Genomic DNA, 22551 nt, shown 5'->3' on the forward strand with positions numbered 1-22551 from the left:
TAAATTATCTTGTTTTACTTCTTTATCCTTTTCTATAAAACTAAAAATCCCTCTCAATCATTATTTATTGAAAGGGATTTAACATATTTTGTACTTAAGTTTGATTGTAAATCAATTTTAAGACTGTATTGGTTGTTTCTTTTTTTCGTTAACTGTAATCAATTAATTCATCATATGCTTCGCTCCAATGGTAGGATTGAAGTGTTTTTAGTGGTTTATATATTAATTTATTGTCTGGATTTGTCACCGCAACTTTGACATCGCCACCCCAATAACGGAGACGTTCTTGACAAATACCACAAGGGGTTAAAATTTTAAAATCACTATGTTCATCATCTCTTACTACGCAAATGCTATGCGTAATGACGTCCTCATTTTTATGCGCTTCTAAAATCGCACCTGTTTCTATACATAGAGCCGTGCTAGCATTTATAATCTCAGGCGCTACCGATATATAAATTTGCCCTTGTTTAGAATACATTGCAGTTGCACCACCCCAGCCGGTGGGATACCTATGTTGAATAAACTTCACAGCTTCTTCATATAATTGATTTTCAATAGTCATATCAATGCTCCTTTAAAAAGGTAATATGTTAAATAACCATATGCTTATAAGAGTAATGAGTAAAAACACACTCACGACACCTGTCACAACAACAACAGTTTCTACACCGTTTTTAAAGCGATGTCTTTCTTTCGTTATTGTTTTCTTACCATTTTCCATATAATCGACGATTTCTTTATACGTTTTTACATCATGTTTCTTCTTTATTTTATCTACTTTTATTGCACTATACATGGAAATTAACCAAATGACAAAAGGTCCCAAAAACCCAAACCATCCTTCACTATACTTGAGTGCTGCCGCAAAGGAAACTGCGGTTAAAAACATACTTATCACCATGATATTGCCATAACGCTCTATATTGGAGCTATCAATGTTATGTTTCATTTCTTCTACATCTCCTCTAACAAGTTGATCTAAGGAAACGTTGAACACTTCAGATAGGTATATTAAATTTTGTAAATCCGGATAACTTCTTTCATTTTCCCAATTGGAAATCGTCTGACTCGACACATATATTTTCTCTGCTAAGTCACTTTGAGATAACTGCATCGCTGTTCGATATGCTTTAATATGATGACCTACTTCCATATGCAACCGCTCCTTGCTTTCAATCTAACTTGTTCTCATCAGTCATACCATCAACACTTTTAATAAAACAAGGTAATCACACTATAAAAGTCTTTATAGCTCGTCATTTCCCTGGAAATAATACTTGTATTAGACGTCGATTCATCTCATCACCTCATTGTGGCTGATTCAACATGAACGGCTGCACATCAACCGTGAGTGATATATCATGAAAGTATGCTGTAGTGTTCCATGACTAACTCGCGCTAAACCTGTTTTATATCCCGTGAGTGATAGATTACTACTTCCTATTTAAGGGACAACGTTTTTATTTCTCAGCGCGTATGAACTTGAATCATTTATAGTGCAAATGACTCATTTTTTCTATTATCACATATTAATTCCTTTTAAAAAACGCCGTATAAACGCTTATTTTTAGTTAAAGACATTTTTAAAATATCTTTAAAAAATAAAAATTTTGAATCTATTGAATTCCCTAAATATTCTGCTATACTGATTTATGCGTTACTCGTCTGTTTTAAAACAGAAATAAAATATCATATCAAATAGCCGTGCGATTCATATTGTACACATTTTGACCATATTTATACATTATTCGAGTAACTATTAAAATATACTATTGTAAACAAATGGGGGAATTACATGAAGAAATACGATTTTCTTCCGAATAGACAAAATCGGTACGCAGTTCGAAAATTCACTGTAGGTACTGCTTCTATTCTATTGGGGACATTTTTATTAATGGGATCGAATGAAGAGGCAAAAGCGGCTGAAAGTACTGCGAGTACCGCACCAAATACCACGTCTTCTACATCGTCTCCAACAACGAGTTCTACATCGACAAACACGACATCAACCACAAATCAATCAAATTCAAATCCTACAACGCTACCAGACACATCAATGTCTACTGCCAATGCGACAGATACTTCCACATCAACGGCCACTGCTTCTACAGTAAGTTCTACAAATACCTCAACATCAACGACAACGACAGCTCCAGCAACATCAAGTACGACGACAGACACTTCCACTTCAGCATCTTCGCCAAATACAAATACAACAGTAACAGACACGACACATACGACAACATCAAATTCGAACACTTCACCACAAAGCACCTCGACAACGGCTACTTCTGAGACAAACACTTCAACTGCTAGCACGACAAGTTCATCCACATCAACGTCTAACACTGCTTCTGTCAATGCCATGCCAACACAACCAAATAATACAGTTACTGCTGCAGAACCAACTTCAGCGACTTCGTTATCAAATCCAGTGACGACAGGGCCATCTTCAAGCAATAATGGTCCGACTACGATAGCGACAACGGCTGAAACGACACCGACATTACGTTCTTTTAGTTTAATGACCGCTTCTCCTACTGTCACGACTTTAGCCGCAACATCGGGAGCAAACGTAAATCAATTAGTCACTGTAACAAACCCTAAAATTTCTAAAACAACCATCGACCCAAACCAAAGTGGTAATTTCCGCTTAACTGCAGATTATGTCGTCAATGGAAAAGTAAACGGAGGGGACTATTTTACAATTCAAATGCCCACTTACGCTAATCTCAATGGAGAATTAGATTTCTCAGCATCTAACAATCAATTTCCGATTGATTTGTACTCTCCTGCAGGTTATGTCATTGCGAATGGTGTCTATGATACCAATACCAAAACATTGACTTATACGTTTACAGATTGGGTGAATGACAAAGAAAACATTTCCGGAACCTTTAACTTAGCACAATTTGCCGATCGTAAAACCGCACAAAAATCAGGCACGTATCCATTGGACTATAATTTAGCTGGAGAACCTTTCTCTACATCCATTACTTACACATACGACAATCATGATTATGGGGTCTATCCATCTTCTGTCGATACGATGATTACCCGTGTAGATGGAACAGAAAAAAACAACACGTTTACAGAAGTTATTTACGTAAACCCTAAAAATGTAGACTTAAGCGCTGCACGGTTAATTATGGGGAAAGATACACCTAATAGTAATGCCTTAATTGATTACAACACTACCAACTTTCACATTTATCAAGTGCCTGATCCAAGTGTGTTAACAGACAGTTACTATTTTAATCCTGCAGGCTATCAAGATTTAGCTCCAGAATTTTATCAAAACGGCTGGATTTATACGAATCTTGACGGTAACTTAGAAATCGATTTTGGTGCAATCCGCACACCTTTTGTTGTGGTGATGGACGCTCATTTTGATCCTAACCACAGCAATGATTTATCAACAAGAGCCACACTCATTGCGACAGATCAAAAGAACTATACCTCAAATTATAATTTTGATAATGGCTTTTTGGTCGAAACGAGCTCTGGTACCGGTGATGGCACGGTAAAAACGTATCGTTTAGGAGACTATGTCTGGAATGATGCGAATCAAAACGGCATTCAAGATGAAGGTGAAGACCCGATTGAAGACGTCGTCGTAACACTTAGAAACAGCAACGGTGATGTTGTAAAAACAGGTGTGACAGACAATTACGGAAACTACTTATTTACTGGTTTGCCGAATGGTACCTATACAATTGAATTTGTTCCTCCAGAAGGATATCTTCCTACAGCGGTGGGGTCAGGTACGGATAGAACGATTGATTCCAATGGTGAGATTGTAGACGTAACAATCAACGGAGCGGATAATTTTACGATTGACTCTGGCTTTTATCAACCTACTCCTGAACCAACGCCAGTCCCTGCTACGTATGAGCTCGGTGACTATGTCTGGAATGATTCCAATAAGGACGGAATTCAAAATTCCAATGAAGTCGGGATTGCCGGTGTCAAAGTTACATTAACTAAGCCCGATGGTTCTACTGTGACAACGACAACGAATGCGTCTGGGAAATATGTCTTTACCGGCCTTGAAAACGGCACATATACGGTAACGTTTACTACACCAGCGGGATTTGAACCGACCAAAATAAATATCGGCGATAGTCGTTTAGATTCTAACGGTTTATCAACGACCGCAACCATTAACAACAACGACAATTATTCTGTGGACTCTGGATTCTATCAACCTACTGTCGAACCGACACCCGTACCCGCTACGTACGAACTCGGCGACTATGTCTGGAATGATTCCAATAAGGACGGAATCCAAAATTCCAATGAAGTCGGGATTTCTGGCGTCACAGTCACATTAACCAAACCCGATGGTTCAACGGTTACCACAACGACGGATGCCACTGGGAAATATGTGTTTAAAGGACTTCAAAATGGCACGTATACGGTGACGTTTAAGACACCGGCAGGATTTGAGCCGACCGCAACGCATGTTGGTGATTATCGTCTTGATTCTGATGGTTTATCTACTACTGCTATAATTCAAAACGCAGACAATTTCACCATCGATTCAGGGTTTTATCAACCTACAAGCACGCCAGCACCCGTGCCTGCCACATACGAGATTGGGGATTACGTTTGGAATGACTCCAATAAAGACGGAATTCAAAATTCCAATGAAGTCGGGATTTCTGGCGTCACGGTGACATTAACCAAACCCGATGGTTCGACAGCAACGACGACGACCGACGCGTCTGGAAGATATGTTTTTACAGGACTTCAAAACGGTGACTACACAGTGACCTTTACGACACCAACAGGGTTCGAACCGACCGCAACCCATGTTGGCGATACACATTTAGACTCTGATGGCTTATCAACAACTGTAAAAATCAATAATGCAGACAATTTCACCATCGATTCGGGATTTTATCGCCCAACCGTTGAACCGACACCTGTGCCTGCCACATATAAATTAGGCGATTACGTTTGGAATGACTCTAACAACGATGGTATCCAAAACTCCAATGAAGTCGGTATCGCTGGCGTTGTCGTCACACTCACAAAACCTGATGGTACGACAGAAACGACAACGACCGACGCGTCTGGGAAATATGTCTTTACAGATTTACAAAACGGCGAATACACGGTGACTTTTACCACACCACAAGGCTATGTACCAACACGTATTAACGTTGGTGACGATCGCTTAGATTCAGACGGCTTGTCTACAACTGTCGTTATCAACAATGCAGATAATTTATCGATTGATTCAGGCTTCCATCAACCTGTCACAAACCCTATCCCTTCTGCAAGTAAACACAACTTAGGGGACTATGTTTGGAATGATAGTAATCGAGATGGTATACAAAATTCGAACGAACACGGCATTGCTGGCGTTACTGTAACATTGACAAAACCAGATGGTACAACAGAAACAACAACGACCGATGCATCTGGGAAATATTTATTTACTGGCTTAGATAACGGTGAGTATACTGTGACCTTTACCACACCACATGGATTAGAACCAACGTTAACTAATGTCGGTGACGACCGCTTAGATTCCAATGGCTTATCGACAACCGCAACTATCGATAATGCGGATAACTTATCGATTGATTCCGGATTCTATCAACCTGTTGCGGAACCGACACCCGTGCCTGCGACATACAAATTAGGAGATTACGTCTGGAACGATTCTAACAATGATGGCATTCAAAATTCGAATGAAGTGGGTATTGCAGGCGTGATTGTGACATTAACCAAACCTGATGGTTCAACGGTAACAACCACAACCGATGCTTCTGGAAAATATGTCTTTAACGGTCTGGAAAATGGCGAATACACCGTCACTTTTACCACACCACAAGGCTATGTGCCAACAGCAATTAATGTCGGCGATGAGCGTTTAGATTCCAATGGCGTTTCAACGACAGCTATTATAGATAATGCCGACAACGTCACAATCGATTCCGGGTTCCACAAACCTGTGACACCACCGACACCCGTGCCTGCCACGTATGCGTTAGGCGATTACGTATGGAACGATACGAATAAAGACGGCATTCAAAATTCAAATGAACATGGCATTGCCGGCGTCACTGTAACACTAACGAAACCGAACGGCTCGACGGTAACAACGACGACCGATGCCTCTGGAAAATACGTCTTTAACGGTCTAGAAAATGGTGACTATACGATCACCTTTACGACACCAGCAGGTTATGAACCGACAAAAATTAATGTCGGTGATGATCGTTTGGACTCTAATGGATTATCCACAACAGCCACAATCAATAACGCTGACAACATGTCCGTTGATTCCGGATTCTATCAACCCGCTTCACAACCAACACCGGTACCTGCGACTTATGAACTCGGGGATTACGTGTGGAATGATACGAATAAAGATGGCATCCAAAATTCTAATGAACATGGCATTGCCGGCGTCACTGTAACACTGACAAAACCAGATGGCTCGACAGAAACGACGACAACCGACGCTTCTGGTAAATATGTTTTCAAAGGTTTAGAAAATGGTGACTATACAATTACCTTTACGACACCAGATGGCTATGTCCCAACTCAAATCAACATCGGGGACAACCGTTTAGATTCGAATGGGGTCTCTACAACCGCAACAATTCATGATAATGACAACTACACTGTAGATTCTGGCTTTTATCAACCAACGACAGAACCGACACCGGTGCCTGCCACTTATGAACTTGGGGACTATGTTTGGAACGATTCTAATAAAGACGGTATCCAAAATTCTAATGAACATGGTATTGTTGGCGTCACTGTGACACTCACAAAACCAGATGGCACGACAGAAACAACGACAACCGACGCCTCTGGCAAATATGTTTTCAAAGGATTGGAAAATGGAGAATACACCGTTACCTTTACGACACCTCAAGGTTATGAACCGACACAATCCCATGTCGGAAATCACTACTTAGATTCAAACGGTGTTTCTACAAAAGCAACGATTAATGACGGGGATAACTTCACCATCGATTCTGGTTTTTACCAACCGACAATAGAACCGACACCGGTGCCTGCCACTTATGAACTCGGGGACTATGTTTGGGACGATTCTAATAAAGACGGCATCCAAAATTCTAATGAACACGGTATTGCCGGCGTCACTGTAACACTCACAAAACCTGATGGCTCGACAGAAACAACGACGACTGACGCTTCTGGCAAGTATGTTTTCAAAGGATTGGAAAATGGGGTATACACCGTTACCTTTACGACACCAAACGGCTATAAACCGACGCAATCTCATGTGGGCGACCACCAATTAGATTCAGATGGTTTAACTTCGAAAGTCATGATTAATAATAGCGATAACTTTACTGTCGACTCTGGATTCTATCAACCAACGGTAACTCCAACACCAGTGCCTGCCACTTATGAACTCGGGGATTACGTGTGGAATGATACGAATAAAGACGGCATCCAAAATTCTAATGAACATGGCATTGCCGGCGTCACTATAACACTGACAAAACCTGATGGCTCAACAGAAACAACGACGACTGACGCTTCTGGTAAGTATGTTTTCAAAGGTTTGGAAAATGGGGAATACACCGTTACCTTTACGACACCAAACGGCTATAAACCGACACACACTCATGTGGGCGATCACCAATTAGATTCAGATGGTTTAACTTCGAAAGTCATGATTAATAATAGCGATAACTTTACTGTCGACTCTGGATTCTATCAACCAACGGTAACTCCGAAGCCAACGCCGGAACCAACACCGGAACCGACACCGGAGCCAACACCGAAGCCAACGCCAGAACCAACACCAGAACCGACACCGGAACCGACACCAGAACCAACTCCGGAACCAACACCTGAACCAACACCTGAGCCAACGCCTGAACCGACACCAGAACCAACACCGGAGCCAACACCGGAGCCAACGCTAGAACCAACACCTGAACCAACGCCAGAACCAACACCTGAACCAACACCTGAGCCGACACCAGCACCAACACCAGAACCAACACCAGAATCAACACCTGAGCCGACACCAGCTCCGGAATCTACGCCAAAATCGTCAGTGGTGCCAAACGTCACACACACTACGTCACAAGCAGTTTCTAGCGAACACAAACATACCACAACGCATAAAACAACATTACCTGATACTGGCCATAAAGACATGAACAGTGGTCTTATAGGTACATTACTTGCCGGACTTGGGGCACTCTTCTTATTCAGAAGAAACAAACGTACGCCTAAAGACTTGCGCAAATAAAAGACACATCCCTTAAGTGAAATACACTTAGGGGATGTTTTTTACTTCTACCACCACCTCCCCCACTAGATGCCTACTTTCTTAAAAGATTCAACATCTACCTCACCAAACACGTCATTCACATGCTACTTGATTTAGAACATCATTTTAAATACATGACCGGCCTAGACAACACACTGAAAACATTGATAAGGCAGTATTTTGTCTTTTCTAATTTTAATTCCTGGAAAAGATACTCCTTTAGTAGTAATTACGCACTAAAGCAGTCATATTTATAACATAATTAATAAACGTTAAAGTTAAGTTAAGCAATATTTAATTTTAACGTTTAACTTTCAGGTCTATAATAAGTTTGATTGTTAGTATTACGTAATCACCGATAATCAATTACTTTGGGAAATAGAAAAAAAGGAGCAATGAACATGAAATTATCTACGATTGCTAAAACAAGTTTAGCATTAGGAATTTTAACAACAGGAGTAATGACAACATACGCTCAATCAGCAGATGCAGCAGTACAGAACGTAGGAGTCCAAATAGTTTCTAAAGAGGCCCAAATCTTACACGATTATTATAGTAAAACATTTTGGGATTTACGAAATGTTAATGGTGAAAGAGAAGGTAACGTTGTTAAGGTTATTGATAAGTCTCAACTTACAGAAGTAAAATTATTAGGTCCTGAACAAAATATAATAAAAGATAAAGAATCATCTCAACTTGACGTTTTTGTAGTGAGAGAAGGAAACGGCAAACAAGCACCAACTCTTTCAATAAATGGAATCACTAAAACTAATAAAAATCAATATTATGACTATAATGCTAATCCACCAGTTACATTAACTAAGAAAAATGACAATACTATTTATCAAGAAAGCTTAGGAAGATTTGAAACAAACAAAGAACAAATTACACTCAAAGAAATCGATTTTAGATTGAGACAAAAATTAGTTAAAGAAAAAGATTTATATAAAAGTAGTGTTAGTAACGGTAAAATAGTTGTCAAGATGAAAGAAAAAGGAATTAAAAACGATTATTATACTTTTGAATTAAATAAAAAACTTCAAGAAGATCGTATGGGTGTTGTTATAAATCCAAAAGATATTAAAGAAATTTCAATTGATATTTAATAAAAATAAATTTTAGGAGTTTATGATGAGAGAGAATTTTAAGCTACGTAAAAAGAAAGTCGGCTTGGTTTCGGTTGCCATCGCTGCGATGTATATGACTATGCAAGGACAGGCGGAAGCTTCTGAAAATACGGCTGAAGTCCCTCAGCCAACAAGCATTCAAAATATTGAGGACAAACAAGTTGAACCTAAACGTCAACTTGTAACTGAATCACCAACAAATCCAGTTGTTGAACCTACTGAAGCGGTAGAGGCAAAACAAACAGATACAAAAGAGAACGTACAGGAGAACTACGTTAAATTAGATAAAGTAACGCCTGGTGATACTAAAATCACGGGAAAAACGTTACCTAATCAAATCGTTTCATTAACTATTGATGGCAAAAGTTTAGGTTCTGTTGAAGGCGGAGATGGCGGTTTTGCAGAATCTAATGAAAACGGCGAATTTACTTTTGATTTGAATGACAGAAACATTGTATATAATCAAAAGGTTGATGTGATTTCATCAAATTTAAATTTTGATATTGAATCTGAAGAAGGTTCAGAAGAAGCTATGCTAGAAGAAGAAGGTGCAGAGGCGACAGATACGACAACAACAGGTCGTTACGATAAAGCCTATGCGATTCCTACGAAACAATTAGAGAAACAAAATGGTCATCACCAAGTACTCATAGAACCGATTCTTAAAGATTCTGGCATTATTAAAGGCCACACATCTGTGAAAGGTCGTGTAGCTCTTGCTATTAATAATAAGTTTATTAATTTAGGTTACGATGATTTTGACAAAAACACACCATTAGCGCAGGCAAAAGCACGTAACGAAGGTATTTGGAAATTCATTGATGATAAAGGGTATTTTGAATTTGATTTCAAACGTACACCTTTTGAAAGTCATCAAATCAACAAAGATGACTTAATCTCGATTACATTCAAACCAGATGATGAGGAAGAAGCACTCATTCCTTTAATTTTCAACCTTAAAGCCAGTGACTTTGCAAATGTTGCTACTGCTACAACATCATATTCCCCTAATGATGTAAAAAAAGTCGCAACGTTAAACAATGGCGCATCTGATTTAGAAGTTGAAGATATTCATGGTTTTGTGTATGAAAGCGATCGTGGCATCGACAAACCTGTCGATAGCAGTCAAGGTACAAGAGAAATCAAAGGTAAAACAAAGTTTGCCAATGCAGTGGTTAATATTCATTCAAGCCTAGGTGAAGGTAATGAATTTCCTGATTTACAAGTAAATGAAAAAGGTGAATTTTCATTTAATGCTTCAGAAGTCGGAATCCGTTTAAATAATGGCGAAAAACTTCATTTCACAGTTGTTGATCCATTAACGGGTGCGATTTTAAGCAACCTTGTCACAAAAGAAATTACAGTAGCTGAAACGGAAGAAGAGAAAAAAGAACGAACGTTGAATGAGTTACTAGATATTACCCCTGCGTATTACCGTCTTGTAGGTGATGAAATTAGAGGTTACGACATTCATGGTAACGTGCTTGATTATTTCAATGCCAATGACAAGGAAGAAATTGCACGTCATTTTAAAAGCCTTGGAATAGATCAACCTAATTTTAAACTATTACCAGGATGGCCAACAGAAACAAAGTCAGCAACAATGACTGATTCTAAACCGGCTCTATCTGTTGCGGCAAACACAACAGCGATGCCTAAAGTAAGCGTACAGGCGCCATCTGAGGTTAAATCCGTGACATCACCTGAAGCATCATTAGAAACGCGTTCGGAGACAACACCTAAGACAAAGACAGAACCAACAACTAAAGCAAAGTCAGCATCTCGTCCGAATACTGCATCTCAACTAAGTACAACAGCTGAAACGACACCAGCGTCACAAACTATCCCTGTAACGACACTCGGTGTAGCTTCAATGAATCAAACAATGATGCAATCATCAAGCGCCCCAACTCCGGTATCAACTAACGTTGTATCACATGCTAAAACAACACAAGCGAAAGCTTTACCTGAAACAGGTTACGAAAAAACACATGCTGGATTGCTTGGTACATTTTTATTAGGACTCGGTGCATTGTTCCTATTAGGTAGAAAACGTAAATCAAATTAATTGATGCATTTTAATTCAAAATAATCAACACAATATATTAAGCGTGATTTCTTAAATTCCCAACAATGTCCCTATTGTTGGGAATTTGAGGTAACACGTCATTAAAAAGATGACTTTACTTTTAAACCCAACACATCACCCACCCAAAAGTATAGACGTTAAAGTCACCCCAAATGAGATTAAAGACATATTGAAAAATGTGAAATAGAGTTTAGGAGTTTATAATGAGAGAGAAATTCAAATTACGTAAAATGAAAGTCGGCTTGGTCTCAATCGCCATGACCGCGATGTATATTACCATGCAAGGTCAGGCGGAAGCTTCTGAACATGTTTCTGATGTAAGCCAGTCAACAAATTATAGTAGTGACCAAAGACGCGTTGTATTGAGCCCCCAACAAACAACTGAAGGTCACACAAATACACACGTTCAAACCACTGAACAAACAAATGAAAAACAAACCGTTGTGAAAAAAGAAACACCTAAAAATTTCGTGGAACTAAATGAAATAAAACCAGGTGACAATCAGATAACAGGTAGAACATTGCCTAATCAAACAATTTTACTAAATATTGATAAAAAGAGCGTAGATTCCGTAGAAGGTGACCTCGTAAAATCTGATAGCAATGGGAATTTCACTTATAATTTAAACGATAGAAAAATCGTTTATAATCAAGAAGTAGAAATAACATCGTCAAATTTCAACTTAGAGCTAGATATTGAGTCTGAAAATGAAGAAAACGCTATGGAAGAAGAGAGTAATGACTTAAGTAAAAGTGTTAAAACCGGTCGTTACGATAAGGCCTATTCGGTTCCCACTAGACAATTAGAAAGAAATAAAGGCCATCACCAAATTTTTGTAGAACCTATTCTTAAAGACTCTGGCATTATTAAAGGACACACGTCTGTAAAAGGCCGTGTCGCACTCGCAATTAATAATAAGTTTGTTAATTTAAGTGATAGTAGCGAATATGAAAAAGCCATGTCAAATGCTGATGCTAAATCTCGTGTTGATGGCATTTGGAAACATATCAATGATAAAGGCTACTTTGAGTTTGATTTTAAACGCAAACCATTAGAAAACTTTAATTTAAAAGATAATGATTTAGTATCTATCACTTTTAAGCCAAATGATGAAGATGAAGCGATAATTCCGTTGATTTTCAATGTAAAGGCAAGTCATTTCGATAGTATCACATCTGCTATTACTTCATATAACCCAAATAATGTAAAAAAAGTTTTTGTGCTTAATACGATTGCGGATGACTTACAAGTGGATAATATACATGGTTATGATTATGTAAGTAACCATGGTATTGATAAACCGGTTGAAGGAAGTAAAGGCACTAAAACAATTACTGGAAAAACAAAATTTGCGAATGCGGTTGTCAATGTGACATCTAGTCTTGGAGAAGGCAACGAATTCCCAGATTTACAAGTTGGTGAAGATGGTAAGTTTTCATTTAACGCATCTGGTGCAGGATTCCGTTTGAATAATGGAGAAAAACTACATTTTGTCGTTGTAGATCCATTGTCTGGTAAAGTTTTAAGTAAGCTCGTGACGAAAGAAATTAAAGTCGCAGAAACTGAAGCACAAAGAAAAGAACGCGAATTTGATGAATTAATTGAAGTTACCCCTGCTTATTTCAAATTAGCAGGTAACGAAATAAGAGGCTATGATATTCATGGTTATATCCTCACATATTTCAATGCATATGATAAAAAAGAATTAGAACGCCATATTTATAAAAAAGGTCAATAATGATTTAACAACAGCTTTATCGCTTTGATAAAAACGCTAATTTATCATTTCGATAAGCTGTTTTTTATGCCTAATTTATGGGGATATTTCCCAATTTTATGATTAAAGATTATTTAGTATTAAAGGAGTTATAGATATGAAATTATCTACAATCGCTAAAGCCAGTTTAGCATTAAGTATATTCACAACAGGTGTCGCTACAACAAATACACAAGCTGTAGAGGCTGCCTCTTACTACTACGGAGGACCATCTTATTCAAATTCATTTTACAAAAATATTTCCAATGATGCTCAAAGTTTGTATACATACTACTCAAAGCACAGTTTTGATTTTAGATATCAGAAAGGTTATGGAGATGGGAAAGTCGTTGAGGTTGAAGATTCTCGTTCACACCAATTTAATGAGATTTCGTTAGTTGGACAAAACAGAAGTCAATTTTATCAAAATCAACTTAGCAATATTGATGTATTCGTTGTGAATGAAGGCTACGGCTATCAAGCTACCAATTATTCTGTTGGTGGTATTACGAAATCAAATAGCCGTTACTATCCAGGTCCTGTTGTAAGTCCACGATTAACAATTAATCATGGTGGTCACATTTCTCACGTCAACTTTAATATTTACAAAGAAGAAATCTCGCTCAAACAAATTGATTTCAAAATTAGACATCAGTTAATTAAACATTATGGACTTTATCAAAATGGCAAAAAATCAGGAAGTATCATTATAAATATGAATGATAATTCTTCACATCATATTGACCTAAATTCTAAATTGCCTGCTGAAAAAATGGGTAATGTGATCGATTCAAGAAATATTAAAGACATTAAAATCGAGATGAAACACTATTAATGCGTGTGATTTTCATATGTCCCTTTTAACATAAATTGAATTAAAATAAACAGCTTAACAGATCATTTTATGAAATGTTCTGTTAAGCTGTTTTTGATTTAATGTAAAAATTTTTTCTACAAACGTGAGAACACAAGGGGCTCTAAAGATAGACAATTATATAATTATTAATTTCAATTAAATTTTGAATCCCGAATTATATAATCAATTGAACTTTCAGAATATTTTGCTATACTAAGTAATGCGTTGTCCATTTTATTATTTTTAAATAAAATATTGTATCGCTTTATGGCGCAATTTTATGCGTTGTTACAGTATGTTGGACAACAAAAACTTATATCATATGGAGGATTTTTATGGAGAACCAAAATTTCTTACCAAATAAGCAAAACAAGTACGCCATTCGTAAGTATACGGTGGGTACGGCATCGATTTTATTAGGTTCGATTTTATTAATGGGTCATCATGAGGAGGTTAAAGCAGCGGAAAGTACACCAACATCAACGCCTGATACGTCGTCAACATCTCAAAACACATCGTCTAATACGACGTCTTCTCCAAGTACAATCGCATCACCTACAACGAATACGACTGAAACGCCAAAGACGGCGACGGCCACAACTCCTAATTCGACTTCTAATGCGACTACTTCTACGTCTACTTCTGAGACATCGCCTTCTACAAATACCTCTACTTCTGAGTCATCAACTTCTACTAATCCAACTGCGGTAAAAGACACGACAACTTCTTCTGATCAATCCACACAACCTACAACGCCTCAGTCTAAACCGAGTACGGATAGTCAAACATCAACGTCTTCGAATACTACTTCTACTGATAATAAAACGACTACGAATTCAAATACAACATCTACCGCTAATAAAACTGCGCCTACATCAACGTCAGAGTCAACCTCTCAAGCGTCTACATCAGACTTGCAATCAACAGCTAATTCTACATCAACTAGTGCAGCTACTAAAACGACAGTATCATCAACCGTTGATAATACTGCACCATTAAGTGCTGTTACACCAAATTCAACGACTGGCATTACATCCTCTGTTCAATCTAAGCCTACAAATACAGTCACAGCACAAGGTGCAAATCCAGCCACTGTGTCTAATACAAATACGGATAATACTTCTTTATACGCATTATTGAAAGAATCTTCTGATAATAAAGATGCGAATACTGTAACGACTACATCTGAAACGACACCGACATTACGTTCCATTAGCACTTCTGCACAACCTACACGCATCTCAAGAGCTACAGCTACAGGCACAAACGTGAATGATTTAGTCACAGTTTCAAATGCATCAATCTCTCAAGATGCGATAGACCCTAACCAAAGCGGGAACTTCCGATTAAAAGCAGATTATGCGGTGAATGGTAAAGTTAAAAGTGGTGATTACTTTACACTTCAAATGCCAACATATGCCAATGTAGATGGCGAGCTTGACTATTCGGCAGATAATAATCAATTCCCTATAGATTTGTATTCCCCATCAGGCTATGTGGTCGCAAATGGCGTTTATGACACTACAACGAAAACATTAACGTATACATTTACAGATTGGGTGAATGATAAAGAAAATATCTCAGGTAGCTTTGACTTAAGTCAATTCGCTGATCGTACAACGGCTCAAAAAGCTGGTACGTATACATTAAATTACAATTTAGCAGGTGAAACGTATACTACACCAATCACCTATAACTATGATCGCCATGATTACGGCTTAGATCCCGCTTCAGTCGATTCGTTAATTACAAGTGTGGACGCGACAGGCAAAACCAATGATTTCTCAGAAGTCGTTTACGTAAATCCACAAGATAAAAACTTGAGTTCAGCACAGTTAATACTTGCCCCGAAAGACGCGAATAGTAATGCGATTATCGATTTAAACACGACGAATTTGCATATTTATAAAGTGCCAGATCCGAGTCAACTTACTGATAGTTATGATTTTAATGCGGCAGAATATCAAGATTTAGCTCAAAACTTCTATCAAAATGGCAGTATTTACACAAATGCGAACGGTCAATTAGAAATAAATTTTGGTGCCATCGACGGTCCTTATGTTGTCGTTATGGATTCTAAATTTGATCCTACTCTTGGATCTGAGTTAACGACAAGAGCTACCCTTAATGCGACAGACTATTATGGGAAATCATCAAGTTTCTATTTCGATAATGGCTTTACTGTTGAAACAAGTACCGGTTCTGGTGATGGTACGGCACAAACATATCGTTTAGGCGACTATGTATGGGAAGATGCGAATCAAAATGGTGTTCAAGACGCAGGTGAAACCCCTATTCCAAATGTCGTCGTAACTTTAAAAGATAGTCAGGGAACTATACTTGATACTGCAGTCACAGATGAATACGGTAACTATTTATTCTCTGGTTTGCCTAATGGAGATTATACGGTAGAGTTTGTAACACCAGATGGCTATACACCAACCGTGGTTAATGCAGGTGGTAATGATGCGACGGATTCTGACGGCGGTACAGTACCTGTGACGATTAATGGCGCGGATAACCTTACAATTGACTCTGGATTTTATAAGCCAGCACCAGAACCAACGCCTGTCCCTGCCAAATATAATTTAGGTGACTATGTATGGAATGACTCGAACCATGATGGTATTCAAAATTCGAATGAAGTCGGTATTGAGGGCGTTGTTGTCACACTTACTAAACCGGATGGATCAATTGTTACTACGACGACAGATGCTTCTGGTAAGTATGTATTTAATGACCTTGAAAATGGTGATTACACTGTTACATTTACGACACCAGATGGCTTTGAGCCAACGCTTACTAATGTCGGCGATAACCGTCTAGATTCAAATGGTATTACAACAACTGCGTCAATTAATAATGCAGATAATATGACAGTTGATTCTGGGTTCTATCAACCGACACCTGAGCCGAATCCGAACCCAACACCAGAACCAACTCCGGAACCTAAACCTAATCCAACTCCGGAGCCTAACCCTAATCCAACTCCGGAACCTAACCCTAATCCAACTCCGGAGCCTAACCCTAATCCAACTCCGGAGCCTAACCCTAACCCAACTCCGGAACCTAAACCTAATCCAACTCCGGAGCCTAACCCTAATCCAACTCCGGAGCCTAACCCTAACCCAGCTCCGGAACCGAATCCGAACCCAACACCAGGATCTACATCCGTACACACGACATCGAAACAACCAACGCCTATGCCAACTCATGCATCAACAATATCTAGCTCACAAGAAAAATCAGGTAAGTCTAATGCATTACCTGATACAGGTAAAGAAACGACACATACTGGTATAATTGGAACATTATTCGCAGCCCTTGGAACACTTTTCATTTTTGGAAGACGTAAGCGTTCTAATATAAAATAATAAACGTTTATAGGTGGGCACCTCGGTGCCCACCTTTCATATGTGTCGATATTGTTACAACAATTTTTTTGCATAGTCAACTAAATTTAATAACCGAAAAATTGATGTTTTAGTTTTTATTTTTTAAATAATATCGCCCTAATGTCTACAACTGCCGTTATAACAACTTTTTAGATGCCTATTTTATCTTTAAACAAGTCTTTATTTTTTGTTTTTTTATATAAAGATTATGCAAATACATAATCTATTAACTTCTCACCCCCTATCGCCCCTCTTATAAAACCCCGTCTATCCTTCGTCCTATGCGCGTTGTCTATATATGTCTTAATATTTTAGAAACTTAAATAATTTATTAGATATTATAAATCTTAAAAATTGATTGTATTTTTACAATCGTTTGATATACTGATTTAAGCGTTGCTCATTTGTTTAAATATATTAATTATGTTTTATACATCATTTATATCCTTTAATTTTATATAGCTTAAAATCATATCGACTGCACAATGAGCAATATACTTAATTTTTATTTACGAACTACGGGGGAATAACATGAAAAAATTAGATTTTTTACCGAACACACAAAACAAATATGGAATTCGAAAGTTTACAGTGGGAACAGCTTCAATTTTATTAGGAACATTATTATTGATTGGGACAAATAATGATGTTAAAGCAGCAGAAGTTACTGCGACAGCAACAAATACAACATCTACTACATCAGATACAGCTTCATCTCAGCCTTCTGATACTGCGTCAGTAGCGACATCTGAATCATCAACACCTACAGCGACAACATCTACTACTGATGCGACAACATCAAATACAAATGTTACAGATTCTACAAACACATCCAATTCACCAACTGAAAATACTACTGCGACATCTGATAACACTACAACGCATACAACAGATGCCACAACAAATACTGCATCAAGCAATACAGTAACACCTGATAGCATAATGTCTGAAACTACACCGTCAACAGATAGTACACCTGTTACAACGGACAATGCATCACCTGTTGACACATCAGTATCATCAACCAATGATACAACGACAGTGTCAACACAACCCGAAACAGTGAATACAATAACAGCTGAAAGTACAGCAGCCCCATCACTAGACAGTACGACTGCAGATACGTCTAACAACAGTCCTAATACTATTGCGACAACAGCAGAAACAACACCGACGTTACGTTCAATAAGTTTGACGTCTCAACCTACGACAACCACTTTTGCGACTGCAACTGGCACGGGTACAAATGTGAATAATTTAGTCACAGTCACAAATCCAACAATTTCTAAAACAGCCATTGATCCAAACCAAAGCGGTAATTTCCGTTTAACGGCAAATTATACAGTTGATGGTAAAGTTCAAGGTGGCGATTATTTTACAATTGAAATGCCCACATATGCCAATGTAAATGGTGAACTTGATTTCTCTGCTAGCAACAACCAATTTCCTATCAATCTTTACTCTCCAGCAGGTTATGTAGTCGCTAATGGCGTATACGATACTATAACGAAAACGTTAACGTATACATTTACAGATTGGGTAAACGATAAAGAAAACATTTCAGGTCGTTTTAACCTTGCCCAATTTGCGGATCGTAAAACAGCGCTCAACTCAGGTACATATGACTTAAGCTATAACTTAGCGGATGAAACTTACAACACACAAATTACGTATAATTACGACAAACATGATTATGGGATTTATCCTGCATCCGTCGATACGATGATTACAAGTGTGGATGGAACTGAAACAACAAACACATTTAAAGAAACGATTTATGTCAACCCAAAAGATGTCGATTTAAGTAATGCGCGTTTGATTTTAGGTACAGATACACCTAATAGTAACGCCATTATTAATTACGATACGACAAAGTTACACATTTATCGTGTATCAGATCCTAACCAATTAACAGATAGTTATTACTTTGATCCAACTGGATATCCTGATTTAGCACAAAGTTTTTATGACTCTAATCGAATTTATATGAATTCTGATGGTAAATTAGAAGTTAACTTTGGTGGTATGGATACACCATATGTAGTCATGATGGAATCAAAATTCAATCCTAATCACAGTAATGATTTATCTACACGTGCTACACTTATCGCCACTGATTTAAATAACTATACTGCCGAGTATTATTTTGACAATGGCTTTTTAGTGGAAACAAGTTCTGGATCTGGTGATGGTGTTGCTAAAACGTATAGTCTTGGTGACTACGTTTGGGAAGACTCAAACCAAAACGGGATTCAAGATGCTGGTGAAACGCCGATTCCTGGTGTAGTTGTTACTCTAAGAGACAGCAATGGGTATGTCGTGAAAACAGGCGTAACCGATAAATATGGTAACTATTTATTTTCTGGATTAAATAATGGTTCGTATACCGTAGACTTTGTCACACCTGATGGCTATGTTCCAACTGCTGAAAAAGTAGGAACGGATACGACTGACGATTCAGATGGCACAAGTGTTCCAGTGACCATTGATGGCGCAGATAATTTCACAATTGATTCTGGTTTTTATAAACCAACACCTGAACCAACGCCTGTCCCTGCAACCTATAATCTTGGGGATTATGTGTGGAATGACTCTAACAAAGATGGTATTCAAAACTCGAATGAAGTCGGTATTGAGGGTGTTGTTGTTACACTTACTAAACCGGATGGATCGATTGTTACAACGACGACAGATGCTTCTGGTAAGTATGTATTTAATGACCTTGAAAATGGTGATTACACTGTCACATTTACGACACCTCAAGGATTTGAACCAACACTGACAAATGTTGGAGATAGCCAATTAGATTCTGATGGATTGACGACTAAAGTAACGATTAACAACGCTGACAATATGTCGGTTGACTCTGGTTTCTATCAGCCAACGGTTGAACCAACACCTGTACCAGCGACATACAATTTAGGCGACTATGTATGGAATGACTCGAACCATGATGGTATTCAAAACTCGAATGAATTTGGTATTGAGGGCGTTACTGTCACACTTACGAAACCAGACGGGTCTACTGTGACAACAACAACGGATGCCTCAGGTAAATATGTATTTACAAATCTTGAAAATGGTGATTACACTATTACATTTACAACACCTAATGGCTTTGAACCAACACTGACAAATGTAGGTGATGCGCACTTAGATTCAAACGGCCTCACGACATCGGCCACTATCAACAATGCGGATAATATGACGGTCGATTCGGGGTTCTATCAACCGACACCTGAGCCGACCCCGGAACCAACACCTGAACCAACGCCGGAACCAACGCCTGAGCCGACTCCGGAACCAACACCTGAGCCGACTCCGGAACCAACACCTGAGCCAACGCCGGAACCGACTCCGGAGCCAACACCTGAGCCGACTCCGGAACCAACACCTGAACCAACGCCGGAACCAACGCCTGAGCCGACTCCGGAACCAACACCTGAGCCGACTCCGGAACCAACACCTGAGCCGACTCCGGAACCAACACCTGAGCCGACTCCGGAACCAACACCTGAGCCGACCCCGGAACCAACGCCTGAGCCGACTCCAGAACCAACGCCTGAGCCGACTCCGGAACCAACGCCTGAGCCGACTCCGGAGCCAACACCTGAGCCGACTCCAGAACCAACGCCTGAGCCGACTCCGGAGCCAACACCTGAGCCGACTCCGGAACCAACGCCTGAGCCGACTCCAGAACCAACGCCTGAGCCGACTCCAGAACCAACGCCGGAACCAATGTCTCATATGACTCAGTCACACCATGCTGTACACGTTCAAATGGTAAAACCTGTAAGCTATAAATCTCAAGCCTCTCCTAAAGCGGCTTTACCAGAAACAGGTCATGAAAGTACTCATTCTGGCCTCATCGGCACATTGCTTGCTGGGCTTGGTGCAATGTGTTTCATCCGTAGAAAACGTACGTCTCAACAAAAATAATTGTTCAAAAAGTGATAAAAAAAGAAACAACGACATGTGAAAACACGTCGTTGTTTTTTTATCTCAGTTACTCTATAAATCATCTTTTTGGACTCTCATTAATACCACTCAACTAACCTTTTATAACTTATTAACATGTTATTAATCGGTATTTAATTCTATAAAATGATGCTCCTCCTTATAATGAAAGTAATGATTTGTATTACGTAATCAATAATCATCATATTTTTAAATAAAAGGAGCAATAGACATGAAATTATCTACAATCGCTAAATCAAGTTTAGCCTTAGGTATTTTAACAACAGGAATCATAACAACACATGCTCAATCAGCCAATGCTGCAGAAAGCTTTAACTCCGGCGTACAAATTATCAATAAAGACAATACATCATTACATTCATATTATCGACAAGCTTATTATGAATTCAATAATGTATCAGGTACTAAGAAAGACAACCAAATTACAGTCGAAACTGATCATCACCCTCTACGTATTCAACTACCACAAAGTGAATTAAATAAATATCAAGACGGTCCAGTTTCTAATATCGATGTGTTTGCCGTAAGAGAATACAATGATACGAAACTTCCATCTATCGGTGGAATTACACAAAACACAATATCACTGAAAGATGACCCTATCACGCCTAAAATTTCATTACGCAAATCCAATGGTACAGGCATTTTCACAGATGATGTCCATTTATCAATTGAAAAACAAAATGTATCTCTAAAAGAGTTGGATTTCAAACTTAGACAACAACTTGTTGAACATGATGGTTTATATACTAACGGTTACAAGCATGGCAACATCTTTATTAGAATGAAAGATAATGTAAGACATGACATTGATTTGAGTGATAAATTGCCTGTGTCTCAAATGGGTACAGTCATTGATGCCACACAAATTGATCATATTCACGTAGAAATGAAATCATAAAACCGGCACACACACGTGTATTTCAACTATCGGTTTTTAAATTTATCGGACTTTTTATAGTGTGTAACGCTATTTAAACACTTTCTCACAAAGGCACTTGATGCGTGATTGGTCGTAGTATTCTAATGCGTACTGCGCATCAATTGACCTATCAAAAAGGAGCTAAA

General features: G+C 38.5%; 9 protein-coding genes and 5 pseudogenes. 11 read left to right on the plus strand and 3 right to left on the minus strand.

The genetic code is table 11. The annotated features are described in order from the left end of the window. Positions 1–148 precede the first annotated feature (148 nt). Both GJE18_RS11750 and GJE18_RS11755 read right to left on the minus strand, forming a co-directional pair. Positions 149–565 carry a cytidine deaminase gene (locus tag GJE18_RS11750; RefSeq protein ID WP_165886165.1) on the minus strand — a complete coding sequence of 139 codons (417 nt, stop codon included), beginning with the start codon at positions 563–565 and terminating at the stop codon, positions 149–151. 12 nt (positions 566–577) lie between these two features. After that, the gene (locus tag GJE18_RS11755; protein WP_107368448.1) at positions 578–1156 is read right to left on the minus strand and encodes a helix-turn-helix domain-containing protein; all 579 of its coding nucleotides are present in this window, start codon (positions 1154–1156) and stop codon (positions 578–580) included. A 642-nt stretch (positions 1157–1798) separates the two neighbouring features. Between GJE18_RS11755 and GJE18_RS12385 the strand changes: the two are divergent. Beyond that, positions 1799–1876, plus strand: a pseudogene (locus tag GJE18_RS12385) (YSIRK-type signal peptide-containing protein); the annotation flags it as partial. Between the two features lie 143 nt (positions 1877–2019). Here the strand turns inward: GJE18_RS12385 and GJE18_RS12235 are convergent. Next, positions 2020–2550: a hypothetical protein gene (locus GJE18_RS12235; RefSeq protein ID WP_107378679.1), complete on the minus strand. Its 531-nt coding sequence runs from the start codon at positions 2548–2550 to the stop codon at positions 2020–2022. Positions 2551–2644: 94 nt separating this feature from the next. Here GJE18_RS12235 and GJE18_RS12395 point away from each other — a divergent pair. From GJE18_RS12395 to GJE18_RS11795, 10 genes and pseudogenes are all read left to right on the plus strand, one after another. Further along, positions 2645–5944, plus strand: a pseudogene (locus GJE18_RS12395) (SdrD B-like domain-containing protein); the annotation flags it as partial. A 3-nt stretch (positions 5945–5947) separates the two neighbouring features. Then, positions 5948–7351 (plus strand): annotated as a pseudogene (locus GJE18_RS12400) (SdrD B-like domain-containing protein); the annotation flags it as partial. Between the two features lie 66 nt (positions 7352–7417). Next, a pseudogene (locus GJE18_RS12405) lies at positions 7418–8260 on the plus strand (SdrD B-like domain-containing protein); the annotation flags it as partial. Between the two features lie 422 nt (positions 8261–8682). After that, positions 8683–9387 (plus strand): exotoxin beta-grasp domain-containing protein, encoded by a 705-nt coding sequence (locus GJE18_RS11765; RefSeq protein ID WP_107368450.1) that lies wholly within the window; start codon positions 8683–8685, stop codon positions 9385–9387. A 25-nt stretch (positions 9388–9412) separates the two neighbouring features. Continuing rightward, the gene (locus GJE18_RS11770; RefSeq protein ID WP_107368451.1) at positions 9413–11476 is read left to right on the plus strand and encodes an LPXTG cell wall anchor domain-containing protein; all 2064 of its coding nucleotides are present in this window, start codon (positions 9413–9415) and stop codon (positions 11474–11476) included. Positions 11477–11700: 224 nt separating this feature from the next. Continuing rightward, a complete protein-coding gene (locus GJE18_RS11775) occupies positions 11701–13236 on the plus strand; it encodes an Ig-like domain-containing protein (protein ID WP_107368452.1) in 1536 nt (511 codons plus the stop codon). Between the two features lie 136 nt (positions 13237–13372). Further along, the gene (locus GJE18_RS11780) at positions 13373–14089 is read left to right on the plus strand and encodes an exotoxin beta-grasp domain-containing protein (RefSeq protein ID WP_060552108.1); all 717 of its coding nucleotides are present in this window, start codon (positions 13373–13375) and stop codon (positions 14087–14089) included. A 356-nt stretch (positions 14090–14445) separates the two neighbouring features. Beyond that, positions 14446–17460, plus strand: a pseudogene (locus GJE18_RS11785) (SdrD B-like domain-containing protein); the annotation flags it as partial. Between the two features lie 576 nt (positions 17461–18036). Then, on the plus strand, positions 18037–21444 hold the full coding sequence (locus GJE18_RS11790) for an SdrD B-like domain-containing protein (protein ID WP_165886168.1): 3408 nt from the start codon (positions 18037–18039) through the stop codon (positions 21442–21444). Positions 21445–21694: 250 nt separating this feature from the next. Further along, a complete protein-coding gene (locus tag GJE18_RS11795; RefSeq protein ID WP_107368455.1) occupies positions 21695–22384 on the plus strand; it encodes an exotoxin beta-grasp domain-containing protein in 690 nt (229 codons plus the stop codon). The last annotated feature ends 167 nt before the right edge of the window (positions 22385–22551 follow it).

Origin of the sequence: Staphylococcus agnetis, from assembly GCF_011466855.1 — a bacterium.
GTDB classification, from domain to species: domain Bacteria; phylum Bacillota; class Bacilli; order Staphylococcales; family Staphylococcaceae; genus Staphylococcus; species Staphylococcus agnetis.